The organism is Affinirhizobium helianthi, assembly GCF_042680945.1.
In the GTDB taxonomy this organism is placed as follows: domain Bacteria; phylum Pseudomonadota; class Alphaproteobacteria; order Rhizobiales; family Rhizobiaceae; genus Neorhizobium; species Neorhizobium helianthi.
The window spans coordinates 50,005-75,503 of record NZ_JBHUEQ010000035.1 but is presented as its reverse complement, the minus strand read 5'-3'; the positions used below and the strand labels follow the sequence as shown (position 1 = coordinate 75,503).

Annotated in this window: 21 protein-coding genes; 13 read left to right on the top strand and 8 right to left on the bottom strand. The window is 57.1% G+C overall.

Features of this window, described 5'->3' with window-relative positions; translation table 11 throughout:
- Positions 1-172 precede the first annotated feature (172 nt).
- Positions 173-1,237 (bottom strand): ATP-binding protein, encoded by a 1,065-nt coding sequence (locus ACFSE1_RS17940; protein ID WP_377404498.1) that lies wholly within the window; start codon positions 1,235-1,237, stop codon positions 173-175.
- A complete protein-coding gene (locus ACFSE1_RS17935) occupies positions 1,234-1,923 on the bottom strand; it encodes a response regulator (RefSeq protein ID WP_377404495.1) in 690 nt (229 codons plus the stop codon). The genes ACFSE1_RS17940 and ACFSE1_RS17935 overlap by 4 nt, the downstream gene beginning before the upstream one ends.
- A 165-nt stretch (positions 1,924-2,088) precedes the next feature.
- Here ACFSE1_RS17935 and ACFSE1_RS17930 point away from each other — a divergent pair, with 165 nt between their 5' ends.
- A complete protein-coding gene (locus ACFSE1_RS17930; RefSeq protein WP_377404492.1) occupies positions 2,089-3,255 on the top strand; it encodes an efflux RND transporter periplasmic adaptor subunit in 1,167 nt (388 codons plus the stop codon).
- A gap of 12 nt (positions 3,256-3,267) precedes the next feature.
- A complete protein-coding gene (locus ACFSE1_RS17925; protein ID WP_377404489.1) occupies positions 3,268-6,360 on the top strand; it encodes a multidrug efflux RND transporter permease subunit in 3,093 nt (1,030 codons plus the stop codon).
- 101 nt (positions 6,361-6,461) lie between these two features.
- On the opposite strand, the gene ACFSE1_RS17920 is transcribed toward ACFSE1_RS17925, so the two are convergent.
- From ACFSE1_RS17920 to ACFSE1_RS17910, 3 genes are read right to left on the bottom strand one after another with little or no spacing between them, the layout of a single operon-like run.
- Complete coding sequence (locus ACFSE1_RS17920; RefSeq protein WP_377404486.1) at positions 6,462-7,571, bottom strand: ABC transporter substrate-binding protein; 1,110 nt, start codon at positions 7,569-7,571, stop codon at positions 6,462-6,464.
- Positions 7,571-8,962, bottom strand: a complete 1,392-nt coding sequence (locus ACFSE1_RS17915; RefSeq protein WP_377404483.1) for a sensor histidine kinase — start codon at positions 8,960-8,962, stop codon at positions 7,571-7,573. The genes ACFSE1_RS17920 and ACFSE1_RS17915 overlap by 1 nt, the downstream gene beginning before the upstream one ends.
- Positions 8,949-9,626, bottom strand: a complete 678-nt coding sequence (locus ACFSE1_RS17910) for a response regulator transcription factor (protein ID WP_377404480.1) — start codon at positions 9,624-9,626, stop codon at positions 8,949-8,951. Before ACFSE1_RS17910 ends, ACFSE1_RS17915 begins: the two co-directional genes overlap by 14 nt.
- A gap of 337 nt (positions 9,627-9,963) precedes the next feature.
- On the opposite strand from ACFSE1_RS17910, the gene ACFSE1_RS17905 reads away from it, so the two are divergent.
- From ACFSE1_RS17905 to ACFSE1_RS17890, 4 genes are all read left to right on the top strand, one after another.
- Entirely contained in the window at positions 9,964-10,938 is a 975-nt protein-coding gene (locus ACFSE1_RS17905; RefSeq protein WP_377404477.1) for a Bug family tripartite tricarboxylate transporter substrate binding protein, read from the top strand.
- A gap of 160 nt (positions 10,939-11,098) precedes the next feature.
- A complete protein-coding gene (locus ACFSE1_RS17900) occupies positions 11,099-11,572 on the top strand; it encodes a tripartite tricarboxylate transporter TctB family protein (RefSeq protein WP_377404474.1) in 474 nt (157 codons plus the stop codon).
- 29 nt (positions 11,573-11,601) lie between these two features.
- Positions 11,602-13,110 carry a tripartite tricarboxylate transporter permease gene (locus ACFSE1_RS17895; protein ID WP_377404471.1) on the top strand — a complete coding sequence of 503 codons (1,509 nt, stop codon included), beginning with the start codon at positions 11,602-11,604 and terminating at the stop codon, positions 13,108-13,110.
- Positions 13,111-13,475: 365 nt separating this feature from the next.
- Positions 13,476-14,531: a polysaccharide deacetylase family protein gene (locus tag ACFSE1_RS17890; RefSeq protein WP_377404468.1), complete on the top strand. Its 1,056-nt coding sequence runs from the start codon at positions 13,476-13,478 to the stop codon at positions 14,529-14,531.
- Positions 14,532-14,555: 24 nt separating this feature from the next.
- On the opposite strand, the gene ACFSE1_RS17885 is transcribed toward ACFSE1_RS17890, so the two are convergent.
- Positions 14,556-15,332 carry a 4'-phosphopantetheinyl transferase family protein gene (locus ACFSE1_RS17885; protein ID WP_377404465.1) on the bottom strand — a complete coding sequence of 259 codons (777 nt, stop codon included), beginning with the start codon at positions 15,330-15,332 and terminating at the stop codon, positions 14,556-14,558.
- A gap of 1,013 nt (positions 15,333-16,345) precedes the next feature.
- Between ACFSE1_RS17885 and nrdI the strand changes: the two genes are divergently transcribed.
- Genes nrdI through nrdF form a run of 3 tightly spaced genes read left to right on the top strand, consistent with a single transcriptional unit; the run spans position 16,346 to position 19,878 of the window.
- Complete coding sequence (gene nrdI, locus ACFSE1_RS17880; protein ID WP_377404555.1) at positions 16,346-16,744, top strand: class Ib ribonucleoside-diphosphate reductase assembly flavoprotein NrdI; 399 nt, start codon at positions 16,346-16,348, stop codon at positions 16,742-16,744.
- A complete protein-coding gene (nrdE, locus tag ACFSE1_RS17875; protein WP_377404462.1) occupies positions 16,732-18,885 on the top strand; it encodes a class 1b ribonucleoside-diphosphate reductase subunit alpha in 2,154 nt (717 codons plus the stop codon). The genes nrdI and nrdE overlap by 13 nt, the downstream gene beginning before the upstream one ends.
- An 18-nt stretch (positions 18,886-18,903) precedes the next feature.
- Positions 18,904-19,878 carry a class 1b ribonucleoside-diphosphate reductase subunit beta gene (nrdF, locus tag ACFSE1_RS17870; RefSeq protein WP_377404459.1) on the top strand — a complete coding sequence of 325 codons (975 nt, stop codon included), beginning with the start codon at positions 18,904-18,906 and terminating at the stop codon, positions 19,876-19,878.
- A gap of 44 nt (positions 19,879-19,922) precedes the next feature.
- Here nrdF and ACFSE1_RS17865 read toward each other — a convergent pair whose 3' ends face one another.
- Both ACFSE1_RS17865 and ACFSE1_RS17860 read right to left on the bottom strand, forming a co-directional pair.
- Positions 19,923-21,002: an ATP-binding protein gene (locus ACFSE1_RS17865; RefSeq protein ID WP_377404456.1), complete on the bottom strand. Its 1,080-nt coding sequence runs from the start codon at positions 21,000-21,002 to the stop codon at positions 19,923-19,925.
- Complete coding sequence (locus tag ACFSE1_RS17860; RefSeq protein WP_377404454.1) at positions 20,983-21,681, bottom strand: response regulator; 699 nt, start codon at positions 21,679-21,681, stop codon at positions 20,983-20,985. The genes ACFSE1_RS17865 and ACFSE1_RS17860 overlap by 20 nt, the downstream gene beginning before the upstream one ends.
- A gap of 399 nt (positions 21,682-22,080) precedes the next feature.
- Between ACFSE1_RS17860 and ACFSE1_RS17855 the strand changes: the two genes are divergently transcribed.
- From ACFSE1_RS17855 to ACFSE1_RS17840, 4 genes are read left to right on the top strand one after another with little or no spacing between them, the layout of a single operon-like run.
- Entirely contained in the window at positions 22,081-22,764 is a 684-nt protein-coding gene (locus ACFSE1_RS17855; RefSeq protein ID WP_377404451.1) for an MtnX-like HAD-IB family phosphatase, read from the top strand.
- 14 nt (positions 22,765-22,778) lie between these two features.
- Complete coding sequence (locus ACFSE1_RS17850) at positions 22,779-24,191, top strand: aspartate aminotransferase family protein (protein WP_377404448.1); 1,413 nt, start codon at positions 22,779-22,781, stop codon at positions 24,189-24,191.
- A 4-nt stretch (positions 24,192-24,195) separates the two neighbouring features.
- On the top strand, positions 24,196-25,146 hold the full coding sequence (locus tag ACFSE1_RS17845; RefSeq protein ID WP_377404445.1) for an arginase family protein: 951 nt from the start codon (positions 24,196-24,198) through the stop codon (positions 25,144-25,146).
- Positions 25,143-25,493: a DMT family transporter gene (locus ACFSE1_RS17840; RefSeq protein ID WP_377404442.1), complete on the top strand. Its 351-nt coding sequence runs from the start codon at positions 25,143-25,145 to the stop codon at positions 25,491-25,493. The genes ACFSE1_RS17845 and ACFSE1_RS17840 overlap by 4 nt, the downstream gene beginning before the upstream one ends.
- The last annotated feature ends 6 nt before the right edge of the window (positions 25,494-25,499 follow it).

The following is a 25,499-nucleotide window of genomic DNA, read 5'->3' as shown; positions in this document are numbered from 1 at the left end:
AACTTGTCGTTCTCACGTCTGCCAGCTGGAAAGCCACGAGCATGATTTTGCCAAGCGTGATTTCGCAATTATCGTTTGCGAAGATGTGGAGGGGATGTGGAGGCTGTGTGGATCCGGTCGCTTGCCTGATCAATGAATGTTGATCGCTTGGCCGCCCGGACACCGGAAGGGATCAGTCGACCGGCTGGCCGAGTACGATCTCAAACATCGCACCGCCCTTGTTGGAGGGAGCGTAGCGAATCTTGCCGCCATGCGCCTCGACAATAGCGCGAACCACCGACAGACCCAGGCCATTACCACCCTTTTCCTGTGAGCCGGACAAGGTGCCGCGCCTGAAGGGTTCGAAAGCGGATGCGACAATATCCCGATCCAGCCCCGGTCCCTCATCGGTTACGCGCAAAATCGTGCAACCGTTCTCGACAGTCAGGTCGATTTCGATGGCTCCACGAATGGCGTAGCGGCGGGCATTGGTAATGAGCGCAAGCAGGGCCTGGCGAATTCTCATTGCATCGACAGACACCACGACATCGGTGAGTTGGAGCTGAAGTTCAAAGCCCTCCTGCCTCAGCTCCTGTTCCAGCAGCGAGGCAAGTCGTTGAATCTCCTCTCTCAGCCGGACGGGTTGAAGGCGAAGGTCAAGATGCCCGCTATCGGCCAATGTGACAGTCCTCAGGTCTTCCACAAGGCGTGCCAGGGAATCCACCTGCAGAACGAGGGCTTGAAGGGATTTCTCGTCCGGCCGGAAAACGCCATCGATCATGCCTTGCAGGCGGCCCTTCAAAATGGTCAGAGGTGTGCGCAGCTCGTGAGCAATCGTTGCGTTCCAGAGCGTCATATCGGCAGCCATGTCCTGAAGACGCTGTGCCATGGCGTTGAAGTCCTCAACGAGATGGGCAGTCTCGCCGAGCGAATGATCCCCCGGCACAGCTCGGGCCGAAAGGTCGCCGTCCTTGATGCGTCTTGCGCTCTGCGCCAGAGATTCTAGTGGCTGGAGAATGCGCCGCGCCAATCTGACCGAAGCCATGGCGGCGACAATGAGCGCCATGAAGATCAGCACGGACAGAATGATGAAATCCACGCCCGTCAGCCAGTTGTCGGTGTTCTCGGACCACGGATAGAAGTAGAAAAGAACACTGAAGGCGATATAGGTTCCGAAAAAAACCAGAAGCCCGGCAATCACGGTCATCGACGACATGGCCAGCAGGATCTGCCGGCTGAGGCCCCGCTTCAACATCATGCCTCGACCGCCAGTCTGTAGCCGATGCCTCGAATGCTGGTCAGCATTCCCTCGCCACCCGCCTGTTCAAGTTTCTTTCTCAGCTTGCTCAAATGGCTGTCGATGGTCCGATCAAGCGCATCGGAACCGGGAAGGCAGGCATCAACCAGCTCACCACGTGTGAAGGCCTTCGTGGGTGTGCGCGCCAGATGCGCAAGCAGCCTGAACTCCGTTAGCGTGAGGGAGAGGGGGGTGCTCGATCCGTTTTTCTCAATCCTGGCCTGATAGCTGTCGAGATCCATTGTCAGGCGTCCCACGCGGATCATCGCGCCGGTCTGGCTCAGACCGGCACGCCGCAGGACTGCCTTTGCCCGCGCGACGACTTCGATGGGATTAAATGGTTTGACGATATAGTCATCGGCACCAATCCGAAGGCCCTGGAGACGATCGGCGTCTTCATCCAGAGCTGTGACCATGATGACCGGTGTGCGCCCCCGCCGTTGAATTTCCGCCAGCACTTCCCAACCGTCCAGGCGGGGCATGGTGACGTCCGCCAGAACGATGTCGGGCTTGAGGGATCGGTGCAGTTCCAATGCGACCTGACCATCGCGGGCATGGACCGTGCGAAAGCCCTCCCGCGTGAAATAGGCTTCCAAGATGCCAGCGATCTCCAGATCGTCTTCTGCAATCAAAACGAGTTCGGCCATGATTTCGCGCTCCTTGCCTCTTCAATGCCATTGAACGCGCACGCCGTCGAGTATGGGAAAATCGGCTCCACACGACCGCAACAAAACCTCCACACGGCCCCCATCCAATACATCTAGACCTCCGCCATCAAAAATATTGCCCTGAAAGAATGAATGGTGGACTTCATGCAACGCGGATATCGCTTCTGGAAAATCGGCCTGTTGTGCCTGCCGGTTGTGTTCCTGGCTGCCTGCAGTGATTCCTCAGGTCAGGGAGACGACGCGGCCGCCGAAACGCAGCCAGCCCGCGTCAGCGTTCTGACGGTTCAACCGGAGCCCGTTACCGTTTACGATGAACTGCCCGGGCGCGTCTCGGCCTATCGGACTGCCGAAATCCGTGCCCAGGTCAACGGCATCATAAAGAAGAAGCTGTTTCAGGAGGGGGCCTTTGTTGAAGAGGGCATGCCCCTTTTCCAGATCGATCCGGCTCCCTTTTCTGCCGATGTCGATGCTGCTGCCGCCGTCCTTGCGCGCGCTGAGGCTGAGTTGCGAAATGCCCGGATAAAATACGATCGTGCGGAAGTTCTGTCTTCACAGAAGGTCGCGAGTGCGGAAGCTTTCAACAACGCCACGGCGGCATTGGCCCAGGCAAAGGCGACGGTTGAGGAAGCGAAAGCCAATCTCGCACGGCGCAAGCTTGAGCTCGCCTATGCCACGATCCGCAGCCCGATTAGCGGCTTGACCGGGCAGTCCTTCATGACGGAAGGCGGCCTTGCCTCAACATCGGCCAGTTCTCCGCTTGTGGTCGTTCAACAGATAGATCGGGTCCATGTGGATGTGCGCCAGTCAGCTATGAGCCTTGTGGATCTGCGGGATGCTGCATCCGAAGCCGGCATCGGCAACCCCGAGGAATTGCCGGTCAAGATCATGACCGTCAGCGGAAAACCTTATGATCATGCCGGGAAGGTCCTGTTCTCGGATATATCGGTCGATGGCGCGACCGGCAGCCTGGGTATCCGCATTCTCGTCCCCAATCCCGAAGGACAGCTGCTTCCTGGCATGTATATCCGCGCAATGGTTCCCCGTGAGGTCTATGGCGCCGCTCTTCTCGTGCCACAGGAGGCTGTGGTTCGCGATCCGGCGGGGCGGCCGCAGCTTATCGTCGTGGGACGCGACGGAACGGGCGCGAGACGGCCGGTAGAACTGGGGCCGCTGGTTGAAGGACGATACGTTGTGACAGGCGGACTTGAGGCCGGCGAGACGGTGGTTGTGCTGGGACAGGATCGCGTTCAGGACGGACAGGTTCTGCAAACTGCACCCGCCCCCTCTGCTGCCGCAGCAATACAAGGTTAAGGAGAGGGAGCGATGGCGCACTTTTTCATCGACAGGCCGGTCTTTGCCTGGGTCATTGCAATCATCATTGTAATCGCCGGTTTGATATCCATCCCCCAGCTTCCGGTGGCGCGATTTCCCGTTATTGCGCCGCCCAGCGTGTCCATCTTCGCGACCTATACCGGTGCAACGCCCCAGGTGATCAATGACAGTGTCACCAGTCTGATCGAACGCGAGCTTTCCAGCGTCAAGAACGTGCTTTACTTCGATAGCTCGGCTGATTCCTCTGGTTCGACGTCGATCACAGTGACCTTCAAACCGGGAACAGACCCGGAATTGGCTCAGGTGGATGTTCAGAACCGGCTGAAAGCCATCGAACCGCGCTTGCCGGAGCAGGTCCGTCGTGCAGGGCTGACGGTCGAGTCCGCATCCTCCAGCTTCCTGATGATCGTCTCGCTCAAGTCAAAGGACGGTTCGCTCGATTCACTGGCGCTTGACGATTATCTGGTGCGCAATATTGCGCCGGAACTCAAGCGCGTCAGCGGCGTCGGGCGCGTGCAGTCCTTCGGCTCGGAAGCAGCCATGCGCGTCTGGGTGGATCCCGCGCGTCTGGTGGCGCACCAGATATCCATGTCCGAGGTGACGCAGGCCATCCAGACACAGAACATTCAGGTCGCGCCGGGGAGATTGGGTGAATCTCCGACCGTGCCCGGACAAAAGGTCAGCGTGCCATTGAATGTGCGCGGTCAGCTTCAGACGCCGGAGGAATTCTCACAGATTATACTGCGCTCCAAGCCTGACGGCTCGAGATTGTTATTGGGAGAAGTCGCCAGGATCGAGGTGGGACAGCAATCCTCCAGCTTCTCGATTCTGGATGGTGGCAAGCCCGCAACCGCTGCCGCAATCCAGATGACCCCGGGTGCCAATGCGGTCAGCACGGCGGGCGGCGTGCGCGCGCGCCTTGCGGAGCTTTCCCTGAATATGCCAGCGGGAATGGAGTATGCCATTTCCTATGATACTGCGCCTTTCGTAAAGACGTCGATCCAGAAGGTGGTTCAGACGCTGGGCGAAGCCATGATCCTGGTTTTCCTGATCATGCTGCTCTTCCTGCAGAAGATCCGGTACACGCTGATCCCGGCAGTTGTCGCACCGATTGCGCTTCTTGGCACCTTGGCTGTCATGCTGGCGCTCGGCTATTCGATCAATGTGCTGACCATGTTCGGAATGGTTCTTGCGATCGGCATCATCGTGGATGACGCCATCGTGGTGGTGGAGAATGTCGAGCGGCTGATGGCGAGCGAGGGACTGTCTCCCCTTGAGGCCACACGAAAAGCCATGACGGAAATAAGCGGGGCTGTGATCGGCATCACGCTTGTGCTCACGGCTGTCTTCCTTCCCATGGGCATGGCGTCCGGTTCCGTTGGTGCGATCTATCGACAGTTTACCGTGTCCATGGCGGTGTCGATCCTGTTTTCGGCATTTCTGGCGCTTACGCTCACGCCCGCCCTGTGTGCCACGCTTCTGAAACCGGTTCGGGAAGATCACCATCAGCAGAAGGGATTTTTCGGTTGGTTCAATCGCTCATTTGCCCGGTTGACTGCGCGCTATGCAGAATGGGTGGCGTTTCTTGTGCGCAAGACTGGCAGCGTCATGCTTGTCTATGTGGCCATAGTCGGCGCGGTTGCCTATGGATATAGCTCGCTTGCCACCGCCTTTGTGCCGGAGGAAGATCAGGGCTCGTTCATGACGTCCTTCACTCTTCCAGCCGAGGCGACCGCCGAGCGCACGCGCGCGGTTGTCAATCTTTTCGAGGAGCATGTGCAGAAGCGGCCTGACATCGCCAATAACCTGACCATCATGGGGTTCGGCTTTTCAGGGTCCGGACCGAATACGGCCATGTCTTTCACCACGCTGCGCGACTGGGATCAGCGCACCACAAGCGTCAGCGAGGAAGTTGGCGCGGCAACGCAAGCCATGGCGCTTGCAACGGAAGGGCAGATCTTCAGCTTGAAGCCGCCGGCCATTGAGGAGCTGGGCACGACATCGGGCTTCGCGCTGCGTCTCCAGGACCGTGCCAATCATGGGGCAAAAGCACTTGCTGCGGCGGCGGAACAACTGACGCAACTGGCAGCAGAGAGCAAGTTTCTGGCGGATGTGCGTGTCGATGGGCTTCCAAGCGGATCAAGCGTGACGCTGAATATCGATCGGCAAAAGGCTGGCGCCCTCGGTGTTGCCTATTCAACGATCAGCGACACGCTCGGCGGAGCCGTAGGCTCGACATATGTTAACGATTTCCCCCGCAATGGCCGATTGCAGCAGGTGATCGTTCAGGCTGATGCCGCAAGCCGGATGCAGGTCGATGACGTTCTGAGCCTGCATGTGAGAAGCGATACGGGCAAGATGGTCCGCCTTTCTGAAATTGTCACGCCGGAATGGTCGATAATCCCGCTGCAGTTCACCCGCTACAACGGTTATCCCTCCACCAGTATTTCCGGTTCCGCCGCGCCAGGGGTTTCCAGCGGAAAGGCAATGGAGGAGATGGAGCGGCTGGCGACAAAACTTCCGCCGGGATTTGCTGTGGAATGGACCGGCCAATCGTTTCAAGAGCGGCAATCCGGGGCGCAGGCGCCGATGCTGATGGCTTTTTCGTTCCTCATTGTCTTTCTGGTGTTGGCGGCACTTTATGAGAGTTGGTCCATTCCGCTTTCCGTCATGCTTGTCGTGCCGCTTGGCATTCTCGGGGCGGTTCTCGCGGTTCATTTCCGTGGCCTGGAAAACGATGTTTTCTTCAAGGTGGGTTTGATTACCCTGATCGGACTTTCCGCCAAGAACGCGGTGTTGATCGTGGAATTTGCCCGCAAGCGGCAGAAGGATGGTCTGCCGCTGGCAGATGCGGTGGTGGAAGCCTCGCGCTTGCGTCTGCGGCCGATCCTCATGACGTCTCTCGCCTTTACCCTCGGCATCGTGCCGCTGGTCATTGCAAGGGGCGCAAGCTCGGAAACGCAAAACGCGATCGGCACTGGCCTGTTTGGCGGCATGATCACGGCGACCGTTCTGGCCGTCATCTTCGTGCCGATCTTCTACACGGTGGTGGCGAGGTTCCGTCGGACAGCCTCCCCCGGATGACCTTTTCGGCGCAAGGCATGTGTTCACGGCTTGCTCTTCGTCTCAACGCACCTCACGCAAAACTGCTGCACAGCTTTGCGTGAGGTGCTCTCCGTCAGCAATCAGCGGGCAAAAAGGCGTAAATCCGGCGTGCTGTACGGTCGGATCAAGTGCCACCAGCTGTCGATGAATGTCCGTTTCTGGATTTCGTCCTGGGCGGCGAGGAGGGCAGGGCCGATTCGGATTGGCCTCCCCACGCCAGATTCTATGAGGTTGTCCGGCCCTTCCACACCGTCGGGAAGCGGCGCATCTTCCGCAAAGAAGAAGGATGAGCGCAGGGCGACATCGCGGCTTCGCTGAGACAGCAGATAATCGAGAAAGCGACGACCGAGTGCGCTGTTACGCGCAGTCGATGGGATCATCGCGCCACGGGATAGAACCAGGGTGTAATCTTGCGGAATGACAATTCCGAGCGCAGGATTGGACCGCATGGCGGCATAGGCGTAGGAGCCGAGAACATTGTAGGCAATGCGAACCTGACCATTCGCCAGGGCGTCGAGCACTTCGTTGTTGCAGCAGCGGATGACCGGCTCGACACGGCTGACGCTTTCGATCAGCCGACCGTAAGTCGTTGGCGCCTGGCGGGAATCATAGAAGGCCAGCAGATAGCCAATTCCGGATGCGCTGATGTCATAGGTTCCGATCCGGCCGCGATAGTCTTCAGCCTTGCGGCGCAGCAGATCCACCAGCGCTTCATGACTGACGGGAACATCTTCTGGCGGAACGGTGCGTTTGTCATAGCCAAAGACCACCGGTTCGAAGGTGAAGCCGAAAATCTCGTCTCGCCAGTTTGCCCAGGCTGGAACCCTTCGGGTTTCAATGGACTGGTGGGGCTGGGCACAGCCGTCATTCGCCAGCCGGACGAGCTGATCGACCGATGAGGAGAGAATAATATCCGCAGTTTCCTGTTCTTTCGCACAGGCTGTTGCGACATCACGAAAGAGGTCATTGGTGACGAAATCCCGGATTTCGACAGCAATGCCCGGCGCAAGCTGCTGAAAATCAGTCACCAGGGGGCGCATGGCCTCCAGATCCGTGGCCGCGTGAATGACAAGGCGGCCCACCTCGGGTGCGCCGACTGCCGGAAAAAGTTGCCGGTCTCCCTCTACCGCAAGGGCGTTTTGCGACAGGCAGAGGACAAGCATGGCAGCGGTGGCAGAAAGAACCCTCATCACGATCGTTCCTGTCTCGTCAGCGGCAGCTCAAGGTAAACCGCAAACGGATGAGTCGCAGTCTTTTCACGGAAGCCGAGGCGTCCCCCGAGCGCGCGTGCCACTTCCGATGCGATTGCAAAGCCCAGGCCCGACGCAGGCCCCTCGCTGCGCGTTGAGAAAAAGCGCTCCGTCACGCTGGCCCAGTCCTCAGCGGCAATGCCGGGTCCGTCGTCTTCGACTACAATCCGGCCATGATCGCCGTCACGTTCGACGCGGACATCCAGCCGCGTCTCTGCGCCGTGCCTGAGTGCATTGTCGATGATGTTGACCACCGCTTCACGCAGGCTCAGCATATCGCCGACCACGTTCAGGTGTTCCTCTGCCGGTTCGAAGGACACGACCATGTCCGGGTCCACCGTGATCGGAATGGCCTGCCGGAAGGCGGCGCGTGCCACTTCGTTGAGGGACAGCGGGCCGAGCTGGGCAGAATCGACGCGGTGAATGACCATGGCATGGTTCAAAAGCTGATTGGTGAAACGCGCCAGTTCCGCGGTCCGGTTACGCACCCGTTCCAGATGACGCCGATCGTCCGGCGCGAGCTGCTTCTCGTTGATCAGGCTGACCTGAGCCGACAGCGCCGTCAGTGGCGTTCTTATCTGGTGGGCGCTATCGGCGACATAGCGCTGCATCAATCGGACGCGTTCATCCAGCCGGCGGATGAAATGGTTTATGGAGGCAACGAAGGGCCATAATTCACCCGGTACGGCCACGGAAAGCGGGGTCAGATCCTGCGGATCGCGGCTGGCCAGCGTCTCACCCAGCCGCGCCACAGGTCTCAGCGAATACCGGATGGCAAACGCGGTCCCGACCAGCGCCAGCAGGCTCATCAAGGCCACGATAGCAAAGGCCCGCGTGACCAGTTCGGAGACCAGCGCCCGGCGAGCCTCCGTGGTCTGCGCAATCATCAGATAGGCCCAGCCTGTGCCCTCGCTCATGGAAATCGCATGGGACAGCGTGACGATCCGCACATCCACGCCTCGATAGACATCGTTTGCGATCAAGGGGGCAGCGCGGCTTTGGGACACATCCACCGTGCTGCCGAGGTCGCCATAACCCGTCAGCGTCTCGCCTCGCGTATCCAGTACACGATAGAAAATGCGATCGCGCTGGGCGAGGCCAAGCAGCTCGAATGCCGATGGCGGCAGGCGAAAGGTCAGTTCGTCATCCAGAACAACAAGTCCCTCGCTCATTTGGAAAGCGGCGCCCAGAAGCAGGCGGTCATAGGCCTCATCGGCGGCTGCGCGCGCATAATACCAGGCAGCCGTTATGAGCGCCGCAGCGCCAATCGCAAGGACAAGCCCGACGCGGCGCATCAAGCGAGAAAACAGGGAGCTTCTATGCGCCAGCATCGGAAACCAACTGATAGCCGACGCCACGCAGCGTCACGATGCGGGTCTGGGCACCTTCCAGTTTTTTGCGTAACCGGCCCACATAAAGCTCGATCGCATTCGGGCCCGCCGCTTCATCGAAGCCAAACAGCCGGTCGAGCAGCTCCTCCTTGCTAAACACCTTGCCGGGTCTCGATGCCAACACCTCGAGAAGCGTCATCTCGCGCCGTTTCAACTGCACCTCTCGTTTGCCGACACGCACGCTACGATTGTTGCGGTCCAGGCTGACATCGCCGCAAACGAGGATATTGGTGGGCTCACCGCCGTTGCGTCGCCGCAAAAGCACGCGTGCCCGTGCCTCCAGCTCGCGGAAATCAAAAGGCTTGACCAGATAATCATCCGCTCCGAGGTCGAGTGCGCTGACCCGATCGTCGATCTCGGACCGTGCCGTCAGGACAAGCACCGGTACACCGCTGCCCGCTTGGCGCAAAGCTTTAAGCACAGCAAAGCCATCCATGCCCGGCAGCATGACATCGAGAATGATCAGGTCATAATCCGTATAGGCAAGAATATCCGAGGCAGAAATGCCGTCCGTTACCCAGTCAACGGTGTGTCCCGTCTGCTGGAAGCGGCGGCAGATCGCTTCTCCGACATCCTGTGTGTCTTCAACCAGAAATATGCGCACGAAAAATCATCGCATGACGCCCTGCCCAGATCAAGATCACCCGCCCTTCTGGCATGCGCCGCAAGCAGCACAGCCTCCGTTCTGAGGGAAGCGGTCTGTGGCCAGTGATCTTCAGGCTGAGAACCGGCGACAAGGCGAAAGCTGCTCCAAACTGTGACAGGATCGTGACAGGAACAGGCTTTAACGTCGCGCCCGTCGACTTCAAGGGAGAGAGCATGTCGACCTGGGGAGGAAGCCCGTATTGTCGCCCACAGACGCCGACTGATTCAGTCTGGCCAGAGTGATGAGTGCAAAGCGCCGCTTCCGTTCCGGTCTCAGGGATTAACGGGAGAGACTAATGATCCGTACCATGATGAAGCTGCTCGCAGGCGCAGCTGTCGTAACAACGTCCATGACGATGGCAGCCAGCGCTGAACCTTCGAAGCCGGAATGCCTTGCTGGTGCCAAGCCCGGTGGCGGCTTCGACTTGACCTGCCGTCTGGCCGCAAACTCGCTTCTGGAAAGCAAGCAGATCTCCAAGCCCATGACCGTGACCTATATGGAAGGCGGCGTTGGCGCTGTCGCCTATAACCACGTGATCGGCAAGCGCGGTAAGGATGGTAATCTCATCACTGCCGCCTCATCCGGCTCGGCATTGCTAATCGCGCAGGGCAAGTTCGGCCAGTATGGTGAAACTGCAGTCCGCTGGCTTGGTGCTCTTGGTGCTGATTACGGCGTTCTCGTCGTAGCGGCCAATTCGCCCTACAAGACACTTGGCGAGCTGGTTGACGCATACAAGGCAAATCCGAGTGATTTCCCCATTGCCGGCGGCGGTGCTGTTGGCTCTCAGGACTGGATGAAGGGGTCGCTTCTGGCCAAGGCTGCCGAGCAGGATCCCAAGAAGATGCGCTATGTGGCGCTTGAAGGCGGCGGTGCAGTGCTCACGGCGCTTGAAGGCGGTCACGTCAAGGTCGGCTCGGGCGATGCGGCCGAAATGGTCAAGCATCATGTGGCTGGCAAGGTCCGCATTCTTGCCGTGATGTCGCCGGAACGTCTGCCTGGCGAACTGGCTGGCGTCCCCACCGCCAAGGAGCAGGGTTTCGACCTGGATTGGCCAGTCTGGCGCGGCTACTATGTTGGCAAGGATGTCTCCACCGACGACTACAACTGGTGGGTCGAAGCCTTCAAGAAAATGGCTGTGACGCCTGAATTTGCGAAGGAACGCGAGGCACGCGGCCTGTTTGACTTCACCATGGTTGGCAAGGATTTTGAAGAGCGCGTGAAGGCAGATGTAGCCCGCTTCAAGATCCTGGCCAAAGAGGCCGGAATGTAAGGCAACTCCTGCCGGGCGGCTTGTCGCCCGGCAATGCCTTCGTCGGCTTGCACCCGCATAGGCTGGCTGATGCAGGCCACTTCCATCGTTCTAATCGAAGCTATCCTCACGGATAGGCACTAAAGGTGCCTGCCCGGCGAGCGTCTTTTATGAGGCTACCATGTCAGAAGCCCACTCCGCTGCGCCCCGCAATGCGCGGCTTATCGGCCGTGTCTCGGCGATCATCCTCCTGGTGCTCGCTGTTGGCTACGGCATTGGCGGCAGCGTCATCGAATACACATTTTCGTCTGATCCGCTGGGACCGCGCGTTTTCCCGGTGGCACTGGCCGTCATCCTTGGTGCGCTTGCCCTCGTGTATTTCGTATCACCCGGATCGGTGGAAGGCTTCCCCGAAGGGCGCCTGCTTTTGAAGGTGCTTGCCATCCCGGTGCTCGTCATGCTCGCCGTCATGCTGTTTGAGCCTGCGGGATTTGCGATTTCCATCTTTGTGCTCACGCTCGGATCGGGGCTGATTTTCGGAGCGCCGCTGAAGACGGCGCTGATCGGCGCGGTCGGACATGCTCTGCTGTGGTGGTTCGTTTTTTCATTCGCCCTGGAAGTCTATCTGCCGACCGGCGCGCTGTTCGGCGGCTGATCCTGACTTGATCCGGAAAGGTCAATTCCATGAATTTCGATTATCTGTGGCACGGCTTTGCCGTCGCCCTCACGGGACAGAACCTTCTCATCGGGTTCATCGGCTGCTTCATTGGTACTATGGTTGGTGCCTTGCCGGCGATCGGCCCGATCAATGGCATCGCCCTTCTCATGCCGATTGCCTATTCCATGGGCCTGCCAGCAGAAAGCACGATGATTCTGCTGGCTGCGGTCTATTGTGGCGCCGAGTATGGCGGTCGCATTTCCTCCATCCTGCTCAACGTGCCGGGTGATGCCGGGGCGGTCATGACGGCGATGGACGGCTATCCGATGGCGCGTCAGGGGCGCGCTGGCGAAGCGCTGGCGCTATCCGGTGTCTCTTCCTTCGTCGGCGGCATCATTGGCTCCATCGGTCTTGCTCTCTTCGCGCCGATGCTGTCGGGGCTGGCCATCGGCTTCGGCCCGGCCGAATATTTTGTTCTGATGATCTTTGCCTTTGCCACGCTTGGTTCGATGGTGGGTTCCCAGCCGGCCAAGACGCTGATCGGTTGCGTACTCGGCCTGATGCTGGCGACCGTCGGTCTTGATGCGACATCCGGCGCCTATCGCTTCACCTTCAACGAACCGGAACTTGGTGACGGCATAGAATTCGTCGTTCTCGTCATTGGTCTCTTCTCGATTTCCGAGGCGATGATCATCCTCGAGCATCAGGGCAGGGGTGTGACCGTGATCCGCGAGCTTGGGCGCATGACAGCCCGCTGGGCCGATCTCGTCAAATGCACTGGCGCCACCATTCGTGGCTCGCTGATCGGCTTCATTGTCGGCGTTCTGCCGGGAACGGGTGCGTCTGTATCCTCTGCCGTGTCCTACACCACTGAAAAACGCATTTCGGATACCGAAGGTACGTTTGGAAAGGGTGATGTGCGTGGTCTGGCTGCGCCGGAAGCGGCCAACAATGCCACGGCAGCCGGTGCCTTCGTTCCCATGCTGACGCTCGGCGTTCCCGGTTCGGGCACAACGGCGGTCATGCTCGGCGCGCTGATGCTCTACAATATTCAGCCGGGCCCGATGCTTCTGGCGGAACGGCCTGAGGTTGTGGGCGGTCTGATTGCATCGCTCTTTGTCGGCAACATCATCCTGCTGGCGCTCAACCTGCCGCTGGTCAACATCTTCGCACGGGTGCTCACCGTGCCGAACTGGCTGCTCGTGCCAGGTATCCTTGTTCTGTCCATCGTCGGCGTCTATTCGACCCACGCCTCCGTGTTCTCGATCTTCCTCATGCTGGGGATCGGCTTCATGGGCTGGTTGCTGCGCAAGGCGGGTTTCGACATGGCCCCGATCATCTTGGGCTTCGTGCTGGGCAGAGTGATGGAAGTCAACCTGCGAAATGCTCTGGCGATTTCGGGCGGAGATATCTCCATCCTGTTCAGCAGCACCATTTCCATCGTGCTGTGGTGCATGGCTGCCGCCGTTGCAATCCTTCCGCTGCTGCTGGCAAGACGCGCCCGCAAACTGAAGGCCGCCACGCTGAGCCAATAATGGGCTGAGAAGCGCGAAAAGGGATCAACCGTTGCTGCCCGCCAGCAACGGTTTTCTGCTTTAAGGTGCTTGCTGCACAGTGCGCCATGATGGCCAACCAGAGCATTTGCGGTGAGAATGGAAGCATCTGAAATGCGCTGTCTCTTTGTCTTCACCCAGTCCGCACGCGACTGCTAACGCACTTGTCCTCAGCGCCTGCCGGCGGTGAGCCATGATTGGGTTGAGTTTGGCGCGTGTTGGCCAGAGGGTTCGTATCGACAAGCCCCGAGAGGTTTTGACGCACGCTTTAGGAGTAATTAAGACCTGGCTTGCTAACCTCTGCGCTCACGTCACATTTCGACCGGGGACATGGAAGTCTATCTCGCATGAGCGCAGTTCTTGATGCCCTGTGGCGCAGACGCGTCAAACGCGGCTTGATTGCCAGTGGCCTTCAAACAGCGGAGCTGATGTCCAAACTGGGCGTTATGGCGGGCGCGCGAGGTCTTGGCGCCATTTTCACCCTGCATCATGTGCGCCCATACCAACAGCAGGAGGCCGATCCAAACCGGCACCTGGAAATCACGCCGGAATTTCTGGAGACGGCGATTTGCCAATTGGCTGCCGATGGCTATGAGTTCCTGCCTCTGGAAGAGGTCCCAAATCGTCTGTCCCAGTCTGCGCCGCGTCCCTTTGCCTGCTTCACGCTCGACGATGGCTACAAAAACAACCGGGATCATGCGCTTCCTGTTTTCGAACGGCATGCCGTGCCCTTCACCATTTTCGCCACGAAGGGCTTTGCCCAGAGGACCCACACAATATGGTGGGAGACGGTCGCCAAGCTGCTGAACAGTATCGATCGTATGGAGTTCGACTTCGGGCAGGGACCTGAGCAACTGGATTTACGCGGTGAACTTAACAAGGTGGAAGCCTTCGACCGCTTTGCGCGCTTTGTGGAACAGGGCAATGAAGCCGAGCGAGTGGCGGCACTCGATAATGCCGTTCAAGGCCTGGGCATGGAGCCGCTGGACATTACTGCAGCCTTGACGATGGGCGAGCGCGAGCTGGTGGAGCTGGCGCAACATCCGCTTGTCTCGCTGGGTGCCCATACGGTCAGCCATCCAGCTCTGCGCCGCTTGTCTCATTCCGATGCCCTGCAGGAAATGGAGCAATCTATCGAATGGCTTTCCGGTATCACCGGGAAGCGTCCCCAGACTTTCGCTTATCCCTACGGGAATGCCATCTCTGTGTCACAACGGGAGGAGCAGATTGCAATGGAACTGGGCATTTCCGTCGCGGTCACAACCCAGCCCGGTACCCTTTGCGTAAGCACACAGAACCGGATGGCTGCGCTTCCACGTATTTCGCTCAATGGCTACTACCAGAAGCCGCACTATGTGGCTGCATTGGCTTCCGGCATCCCCTTTTCTCTCATGCGCAGTTGAAGCCTGACTGCTGGGACAGTCACGTCAACGGAATGAAGCCGCCCTCTGCTGTGGATCAACCACAGGCGTCACCCATTTCAGTTTGATCCTGCAATTCTTGTCGGGCATGCAAACGGCGAGCGCCAGTTTATGGCTTTCTGTCGGGGAAAACTGCGCAAAATGCCATTGCTTCGGATCGTCCGTGCTATCGGGGCCAAAGACTATTTGGGGCGCTTCGCCTTCAAGCTGAAACCAGAAACTATCCAGCCCGAGTGAAAGTCCCAGCCCGCGTGCTTTCACATAGGCTTCCTTGAGCGTCCAGTAGTCATAAAACCTGGCGCGCTGTGCTGTTGACTCGTGACCTAGAAGATCGGCGCATTCTGGTGGTGCCAACACGTGTTCTGCCAGTTGAAGTGGCTCGATGTTGCGCCCGGTGTTTTCCACATCCAAACCAATCAGGCAGCTGTGTGCAAAGGCACAGGCAACGAGGCCATCAGTATGGGATATATTGAACTGGATATGACGATACTCGGCGGGTTCGCTAATATGAGGTTTTCCAAAGGCGTTGCTTTGGAATTGCCATGATGGAGCAGGCGCGCCGCAATATTGGGTAAGGCATGTGCGCAGCAAAGCTCGCGCGACCAGGAATTGCAGGCGGGCAGGCTCCACCAAGAACTTGCTCAGCCGGTCTCGCTCCTCATCGTTAAGCACCTGAAAGCAAGAGTTTTTCTGCGCTTCGTCTAACTCCGGAAGTGAAGTCAGCCAGATGTGAACTTCATTGGAAGCAGGTAAATGGGTGAATTCCTCTTCTGATATCGTCACGTGCTGGACCTCACTATGCTGAAGAGGGGTCGTTGAGCGGTTTTTGAAGAAGTATCAACAAAATAAATTAGTAACATTTTTGAGCGCTTTTAGGTTAATTTCGATCAATATATCAGTTGTGATAGTGTCTTGTGGATGTTGACCAAATAGAAACTATAGATATCATATCCGGCTATAAAGTTTATCTTCATGTGTCCGGCAATGCAGGGCCTGAAACGAGAATGCGGAAATTTTTAAAGGATTGTTAATCTTAAGCAGCGGGCTCGTGCTGTGGACGGCGTACCTTTGATCCAATACATCACGGAACAGGCTGGTCGAAAAGGTGAGAGCAGGTCGCAACGGATGTGGACTGTGAGGGTAGGGGGCCAACGCATCTTTTTCAGACGCCATGAGGGGATCTGGGTGGGGCGCGTGACGAAAGATCCGAGACCATGCTTCAATATCAATGAGGCTTTTGACAGTTGAGATCAGCGGAGGTGGCCAAATCTCATGCGAAGCCGGGTGGGTTCTCCGTTCGGACGATACTTCACCACAGAATGTCTGGCGGTTTTCCTGCTGGAAACATGCAGCATAAGCGTGAACTGCGTCGTTCTTCGTTGCTGAAGGTTTTCGGCGCATGCGCTTTCTACGCCAGAGACCCTCTTCCGATGGAGCGGAGGTTTTAAGCGGGCGGAGCAAGGGCCGTTGTTGTAGGTGATATAGAGTATTAATGAATGAATACGCTCCAGGAGCAACATCTTTCCTCGGGGGTTAATTTAGTAAATACTGCTTGGTGCGTGAATTAGTCTACGCATCATTGATGATAGCATTGGTATTGATGCTATACATTATATTGTGTGACAATGTATTGTGAGGGAAATGATGTTCCTTATCATGAGGTGGTGTTCCACCCATATTCTGTCAGCGGCGAGCTGCTTTGGTCTCACCTATCAGCCCTCTGGAGTTGGAACAGGCAGGACGCACGCGTCTCATTGGGACCCGTTCACGCTTGCTGTACTGACATGGCGCTTGGCGTGAGTGGGCTCGTCTATTTTTCAAGCCGCTCGGAGAATACGCGGCGCTTCGTGGAGAAACTCCAGCTTCCCGCGCTGCGCCTCCCGATCAATAATGACGATCTTTCTCCGAGGGCCGAAACGGCCTTCGTCTTGATCACTCCCACTTACGGTGGAGGCTCCGAAAAAGGGGCCGTCCCGAAGCCAGTCATCCGCTTTCTGAACGACGCAGAAAACCGCAGCCTTCTGCGCGGCGTCATCGCTGCGGGCAGTACCAATTTCGGTGCGGCCTACGGATTGGCGGGGCAGATCATCGCCCAAAAATGCGCTGTACCTCTCCTTTACCGGTTCGAGCTGCTTGGGACCGAAGAGGACGTCATCAACATCAAACAGGGATTGGAAAGATTTTGGACACGCTGACACTCTCCCACCGCGCAATCTCGCAAGAGGCCTCTCCAGATTACCACGCCCTCAATGCCATGCTGAATCTCTACGACGAGGGTGGCAGGATACAATTGGAAAAGGACCGCGAGGCAGCGCGCCAGTATTTTCGCCATCATGTGAACGAAAGCACGGTGTACTTCCGCAACCTCAAGGAAAGGTTGGATTGCCTTGTGGCGGAAGGCTATTACGAGAGCGAGGTTCTCGATCAATATACACCAGATTTTCTTGAGGATCTATTTGGAAGCGCCTATGCCCGGAAGTTCCGGTTCCCAACCTTCCTCGGAGCTTTCAAGTTCTATACGACCTACGCCCTGAAGACGTTCGATGGCAATCGCTACCTCGAACGTTTCGAGGACCGGGTCTGCATGGTGGCGCTCACTGTAGCGCGCGGCGATGAAAGATTTGCGCGTGACCTGGTCGATGAGATCATGTCCGGCCGCTTTCAACCGGCTACCCAGATTTTCCTGAATGCCGGGAAAAAGCAACGCGGGGAGCTTTCTTCCTGCTTTCTTTTGCGCGTCGAGGACAACCTTGAAAGTGTTGGACGTGCTGTCAATTCGGCACTCCAGCTCTCCAAGCGGTCAGCAGGCGTTGCTCTTTCGCTCAGCAATCTGCGGGAGATGGGAGCACCCATCAAAAAGATGCAGAACCAGTCCGCCGGAGTTGTTCCGGTGATGAAAATGCTGGAAGACGCCTTCTCCTATGCACACCAGCTCGGTGTTCGACAGGGTGCGGGTGCTGTTTACCTGCATGCCCATCATCCCGATATCTTGCGCTTCCTCGATACCAAACGCGAGAATGCCGATGAAAAAGTGAGAATCAAGACTCTCTCGCTTGGCATCATCATTCCCGACATCACCTTCGAATTGGCCAAGAACAATGACGATATGTATTTGTTCTCACCCATGGATGTTGCGCGCGTCTACGGCGTGCCCTTTACCGAAATCTCCGTGACGGAGAAGTATTGGGAGATGGTTGCCAATCCGAGGATCGGCAAGAAGAAGATCAAGGCGCGCGATTTCTTCCAGATTGTGGCGGAGATCCAGTTCGAGAGCGGCTATCCCTATCTTGTGTTTGAAGACACGGTGAACCGGGAGAACCCCGTGGCGGGACGTATTTCCATGAGCAATCTTTGCTCGGAAATTCTTCAGGTCAACGAGGCAAGCAAGCTGAATGATGACCTTTCCTACGCGCATGTTGGAAAGGATATCTCCTGTTACCTGGGCTCTCTCAACATCGCGGCCGCTATGGATAGTCCAGATTTCGGCAAGACGGTGGAGATGTCGGTTCGGGCCTTGACCTCTGTCTCCGATCTCAGCAGCGTCACCTGCGCGCCAACGGCCGTCAGAGGCAATGCCGAAAGCCACGCCATCGGTCTCGGGCAGATGAACCTGCACGGCTATCTGGCGCGCGAGCGCATCTTCTACGGTTCCGATGAGGCCATCGACTTCACGAATATCTATTTCTACACCGTCACCTATCACGCACTTAGAACCTCCAATCAGCTCGCCATCGAGCGGGGCGAACGGTTCAAGGGCTTTGAGAACTCCAAATACGCCACGGGAAAATATTTCGACAAGTATACCGAGGCGGAATGGCGGCCCGTAACGGATAAGGTTGCCAGCCTCTTCAAGCATGCCGGCATCCGCATTCCAACCCGGCAGGATTGGCAGGCGTTGAAAGCCTCGGTCATGGCCCACGGCATCTACAACCAGAACCTTCAGGCGGTCGCTCCCACCGGCTCGATTTCCTACATCAATCACTCGACCTCTTCTCTGCATCCCATCGTATCGAAGATCGAGATCCGCAAGGAGGGAAAGATCGGCCGCGTCTATTATCCTGCCGCCTATCTCACCAACGAAAACCGGGAATATTACCAGGATGCCTATGAGCTGGGGCCTGAGAAGATTATCGATACCTACGCCGCAGCTACCCAGCATATCGATCAGGGATTATCGATGACCCTGTTCTTCCGTGACACGGCGACGACCCGTGACATCAATCGTGCCCAGATCTATGCGTGGAGAAAGGGAATCAAGTCGATCTACTATGTCCGTTTGCGGCAGATGGCGTTGGAAGGCACGCAGGTCCAGGGCTGCGTTTCCTGCGCAGTTTGACTGGATAAGGAGGATCCTATGAACATCCACGCCAAGCCCTCCACCCGGGTTCACGCCATCAACTGGAACCGCCTTGAGGACGAGAAGGATCTTGAGGTGTGGAATCGCCTCACGGCCAATTTCTGGCTGCCAGAGAAAGTTCCTCTGTCAAATGATATCTCCTCCTGGGTTGCGCTCAGCCCGGAGGAGCAGAGGCTGACAATCCGGGTCTTTACCGGGTTGACGCTGCTGGACACCATTCAGAATGGTGTCGGCGCAATTCGGCTGATGGCCGATAGCCAGACACCGCATGAAGAAGCTGTTCTTTCGAATGTTGCCTTCATGGAGGCGGTCCACGCCCGCTCCTATTCATCAATATTCTCCACCCTCTGCCTTACCTCGGATGTGGATGAGGCCTATCGGTGGTCGCAGGAGAACCAGTTTCTACAAAGGAAGTCCTCGCTCATCATGGAGCAATATGACAGCGGCGATCCGTTCAAGATAAAAATCGCCTCCGTATTTCTGGAAAGCTTTCTTTTTTACTCCGGCTTCTACCTGCCAATGTATTGGTCCAGCCGAGCGAGGTTGACCAATACGGCGGATTTGATCCGTTTGATCATTCGTGACGAAGCGGTTCACGGCTATTACATCGGCTACAAGTTTCAGCGCGCATTGGAGCGTGAAGCGCCATCCAGACGTGAGGCCATCAAGCGTTTCGCTTTCGACCTGATGGACGAATTATACGATAATGAAGCGAAGTACACACAGGACCTCTATGATGCTGTGGGCCTGACAGAAGACGTGAAGAAGTTCCTGCATTACAACGCCAATAAGGCACTGATGAATCTTGGCTATGAAGCGCTCTTCCCCAGCGAAGCCTGCAAGGTCAATCCGGCGATACTGTCAGCGCTTTCGCCCAATGCGGACGAGAACCATGACTTCTTTTCCGGGGCAGGTTCTTCCTATGTTATCGGAAAAGCCGTTTCTACCGAAGATGAAGACTGGAATTTCTAGAACACGTCCAGCCAAACCGCTGACGCACTTTTGCTGGACATGCCCTAGCTGAACTCCCCTGGCTTGCTCAGCGGAAAACGCAACTCAATGCTAAATCCACGTTCCTCTGGCGGCAGGACGAGAGCGCTGCCGCCATGCGCGCTCGTGATGGCTTTGACAATGGATAAACCTAGACCAGATCCGCCAGAAACGCGGCTGCGGGAATCGTCTGCGCGCCAGAAACGTTCAAAAACGCGGCTTGCATTTTCTCTGGAGATGCCGGGTCCCGTATCCGTGCACCGAAAGAAAACATAGCTGTTGGATCGGCCTGTTTCCAGGAGCACGGTGGAGCTTGGGGCATAGCGGCGGCAATTGTCCAATATCGCAATGATCGACTGCCGGATCCTCGGCTTGTCAGCGTTGAAAACTGCAATACCAAGTCGCTTTACCAGAACAATATCGGCGCCGGAGAGTTCGCCTTCCATTGAAAGCGCAGCAGCGTCTACCTCTGCGGCAAGATCCAGGCGAGAATATTGAAGATCGAGCTGGCCAGCGTTGCTGAGGCCCAATGTGCGCATCTTTTCAACGATCTCGGAGAGATCATCGACATGGGCAATAAGGCGAAGATATAAGTCGGAGCTTGGTTCAAAAGCGTTATCGACCAATCCCTGCAACCGTCCGCGCAGAATGGTCAAGGGCGTTCGTAGCTCGTGCGCGATTGCAGAGTTGGAATATTTGAGTTCGGTCTCCGCACGCTCCAGACGTTCTGCCATGAGATTGAAATCGGCCATGAGTTCGTTTGCCTCGCCAAAACTGCGACGTGGCAATATTGCGCGGGCGGAAAAATCGCCCTGAGCGATTTTTTGCGCCGCACTGGCAACGGATTTCAACGGTTCCGTGACGTAGCGAGCCAGCCACCATCCTGCAACGGAAGCGGTGAGGATGCCCATACCGAGGATAATGCCGAGCCCGACGAAATCGCTGAATTGCCAAGGGCTGTCGAAATCGATGTCCGGGTTGATCCACTCGTAAATGAAAAAGAAATAGGCGACCAAGCCGGCATAGACCACGACAAACGCGAGGAGAGCCAGCAAGATCATTGCCCGGACAAGGCGGGCGTTCAGATTAGCGTGTCTGGATGTCATCGATCCGGTATCCTACGCCTCGCACGCCAGAAAGAAGATTTCCCACTCCCGCCGCCGCCAGCTTTCGTCTGAGATTGCTGACATGGCTGTCAACAGTGCGATCAAGCGCCTCGCCTTCGGGCAGACATGCATCGACCAGTTCCGAACGCTCGAAAACACGATTGGGAGAGGCTGCCATATGGGCCAGGATCCGGAATTCGGTGCGGGTCAGGTCCAGAATTGTGCGCTGCGTTCCAATCTCGATCACAGCCCGATAGGCTTGCGGATCCACCGAGAGAGGGCCAAGCCGAAGGACATGGTCGGAGCTTCGCCCGGTTACGCGCCTCAGTATCGCCTTGGCGCGAGCGACGACCTCCAGAGGGTTGAAGGGTTTGACGACGTAATCATCGGCGCCGATCCGCAAGGCCTGCAGTTTGTCCAGATCCTCCGCGAGCGCGGTGACCATGATCACCGGCGTATCTGCGACACGCCGCAGCGCCGCCAACACCTCGTAACCATCCTGACGCGGGAGCTTGATGTCCAGTACGACCAGATCCGGCCTGAGGCGTTGATGATGGCTCAGTCCGATCACACCGTCTCCAGCCGTTACCACCCTGAAGCCTTCACGTGTGAAATAGGTTTCCAGGATCTCACAGATTTCCGGCTCATCTTCGACTATGAGAATAAGCGCATTGTTCATGTCGATCTCTCGGTAACTTAGAGAACGTCCGGTTCAACGGAATCTCTAAAGTGCTTTATCTATTTGTTTTTCAAGCAGTCCAGACGCAAAATCGCCGACGCGCTTTTGCTGGACGTGCTCCAGGTCTTGCTGAGTATTTCGGACATTCTCCGCCGCTGAAACACGAATTCATGAAGTGCTGCGGGCGTGATCTGCAGATGTGAGCCGTCAGTTTCTGTTCTTCAGATGGCTCAATTCAGCGGGGTCCGTCAATCGCTCTTTTGCGCTCGGCAGGCCGTATTCGTGCGGTTCCGGCTCCCGGATCGGAGTCTCCACCGATTGCGGGAATTATCTCCACGCTTTCTCGACAAAGCGGACGCATCTCCTTGACCCGACGGCAAGAACAAAGGCGATTTGACGATGCATGCATTTTGCGATTTCGATGGAACGATAGCCATCGATGATGTGACGGACCTCGTTCTGGAACGTTTTGCAAGCGATGACTGGAAGCGCCTGGAGGAAGAATGGCAGGCGGGCCGGCTGAGCGCTGCTGAATGCATGCGGTCTCAGATCCCCCTCATCGATGCGAGCCTGGAGGATCTTAATGCGTTTCTCGATACAGTCGAGATCGATCCGGCTTTTCCCGATTTCGTTGCCTTTTGCCGTAGACACGCAATCGGTCTGACCGTTGTCAGCGATGGCGTGGACTACTTCATTCGCCGCATACTTGGGCGTTACGGTATCACCGACATCACGATCATTGCCAATCGTCTGTCATCGACGGTCTCGCAGCAGAATTTCCGGTATCGGCTGGATACGCCTCATGCCAGATCTGGCTGTGCGTCTGGCGCGGGTGTCTGCAAATGCACGGTTGTTCAGACATCCGACGTGCATTTCTACGTCGGTGACGGCCGCAGCGATTTCTGCGTTTCGCGACAGGCCTCGCTTGTCTTTGCGAAGTCCAAGCTCGCCCAGCATTGCGAGCAGCAAGGCATTCCCTTCGTTCCCTACGAAAGCTTTGCAGACGTGCAGTGTCCCATTGCCAGCCTTCTTAACGAAATGCCGAGCGGAGCGACCGACTTCCGCCTGACAAGAACAGCATAATCGAAGGAAACATCATGAACGTTCGTTCCAATATCGCCGAGCTTCTGGCTATCGAGCCACCCGAAGAGGAGCTTCGCAGGCTCGAAGCCATCTATTGCTCGCATGGCGACACTGTCCACTACACCGAACATCCGAAGTTCTTCTCCGGTTGCGACGGCTCCTTCCTCTTCGATAGCAGCGAGACACCGTTTCTCGATCTTCAGATGTGGTACTCCGCGGTTAACTTTGGCTATCGGAACGAAAGGCTGAACCGTGCAGCCCATCGCCAACTGGACCGCCTGCCGCAGGTGGCTTCGCAGTACCTGCACCGCGAGAAGGTGGAAATGGCAGCTCTGATTGCCCGGGACGCGGAAGCCAAGTTTGGTCACAAGGGCCGCGTTCATTTTAACGTCGGTGGCTCTCAGGCGATTGAAGATTCGCTGAAACTGGTTCGCAATTATACCGGCGGCAAAAGCCTTATGTTTGCTTTCGAAGGTGGTTATCACGGCCGCACACTGGGCGCGACGTCCATCACCTCAAGCTACCGTTATCGCCGCCGTTACGGTCATTTCGGGGAACGTGCGCAATTCATTGAATTTCCCTACCACTTCCGCGGCCCGAAGGGCATGTCGAAGGAGGAGTACGGCGAGTATTGCGTACAGAAGTTCGCGCGTCTTTTCGAAAGCGAATATAACGGCGTCTGGGATCCAAAGGCCGGCAAATCGGAATATGCAGCCTTTTACATCGAGCCGATCCAGGGCACAGGCGGCTACGTCATCCCGCCAATGAACTTCTTCACTGGCCTGAAGAAAATACTGGATGATCACGGCATTCTTCTGGTTGTCGATGAAATTCAGATGGGCGTTTATCGCACTGGCAAATTGTGGTCCATCGAGCACTTCGGTGTGTCGCCGGATGTCCTCGTCTTTGGCAAGGCCATCACCAATGGCCTGAACCCCTTGTCTGGCATCTGGGCACGCGAGGAGATGATCAATCCCACCATCTTCCCGCCTGGCTCGACCCATTCGACATTCGCATCCAACCCGATGGGAACGGCCGTCGCCTTGGAAACGCTGAACATGGTCAGTGAAACCGATTTCGGCGCAGCCGTCATGGAGAAGGGGGCGCGTTTTCTGGACGGCTTGAAGGAGCTGCAGAAGCGCCATTTCATCGTCGGCGATGTCGACGGTCTCGGCTTGGCTCTGCGGATGGAAATCTGCAAGCAGGACGGTTTCACCCCTGATAAGGCGACACTCGACTGGATGTCCGATGAGGGGATGAAGGGCGACATGCTGGTCGACGGCAAGACCTATGGTCTCGTTCTCGATGTTGGCGGTTACCACAAGAACGTCATCACTCTGGCGCCCAATCTTATGATTTCGCACGCTGAAATCGATCTGGCCTTGCGGTTGCTCGATGAGCTTTTGGCCCGCGCCGGGCGGAGATGAACCTGTGAATACCCTGCTGCTCCATCTTGATGACGCGATACTCATGCAAACATCCTTTATGGATGCTGCACTGTCAGCGGGCGCTTATGAAGCGGACGAGAGGTGCTGTGGAAGTACCATTCGTCTATGGAGCAGGAGAGAGTCGCTCGATCCCTTGAGACACAGCATTGCGCGTGCCGCCCGCGCGCAAACACCCCCCAGACTGTGTTTCATCGGATCGGGCGACTTTCATCATGTATCCGCATTGCTGATTGCGGAAGCGGCGGAACGCTTTGATGGCCCTTTGACCGTCATCCATATCGATAACCATCCCGATTGGGTGAACTTTGCCAATGGTGTGCATTGCGGTTCGTGGGTCAATGAGGTTGTCAAGCATCCCCAGGTGCAAAAGGTCATTACGTTTGGCGTTTGCAGTGGAGACCTGCAATGGCCAGAACGCAAGGGCGCCAACCTGCAGAACCTCGTATCCGGCAAGCTGGAACTCTACCCCTTCGATCATCCGCCCAGTCGCGTCAGACGCAATTATGGGGAAGGGGCGAGTTACGTTCAATCATCCAGGCGCTTGAACTGGGTGACGATGCGCCATTTCGGTTTTACGGGCTTTTGCGAACATTTGCTGCAGCGCATAGAGACGACCAACGTCTACATCACGATCGACAAGGATTGTTTGTCGCCGGAGGAGGCCGTCACCAATTGGGACCAGGGCAAGCTGCGACTTTCGATGCTGCTTCGTCTCCTGGGCGAGATTGGAGCAGGGCACCGTATTATCGGAGCGGATGTTCTGGGGGACTACTCCACACCGGTCTATAGCGGCACATTTTTCACCCGCTTCCTCAAGCAAAGTGAGATCCTGCTCGATCAGCCCTTACGAACGCCGGACCCTGCCGCGACGACTTCTTGCAATGCCGCCAGCAATCTTGCGCTTCTTCGGGCGTTTTCGGAAATCATGAAATGAACGGAAATATCAACGGCGCCATGCTTGGGCTTATCGCTTTTTGCGTCCTGACAGAAGCCTGCCGGGAAATCTGCTTTAAATTCGCTTCCATCCGCGAAGGCGGACATCTTTTTCTCCATCCGGCAATGGCTTTCGGCGTCGTGTTCTGGGCCGTGGAGCTGGTTGCCTGGACTTACGTGCTGGCGCATGTGCCGCTGTCCGTGGCTTTCCCTCTCATGGCATCGAGTTATGCAATCATCGCGCTTTCCGGAGCAGTGGTATTCGAAGAGCCAATCAACTGGCGCCACTGTGCGGGGGTTGCTCTGGTAACTGGAGGCGTGATCTGCGTGGGAGTGACCGGGTCATGAGCCACT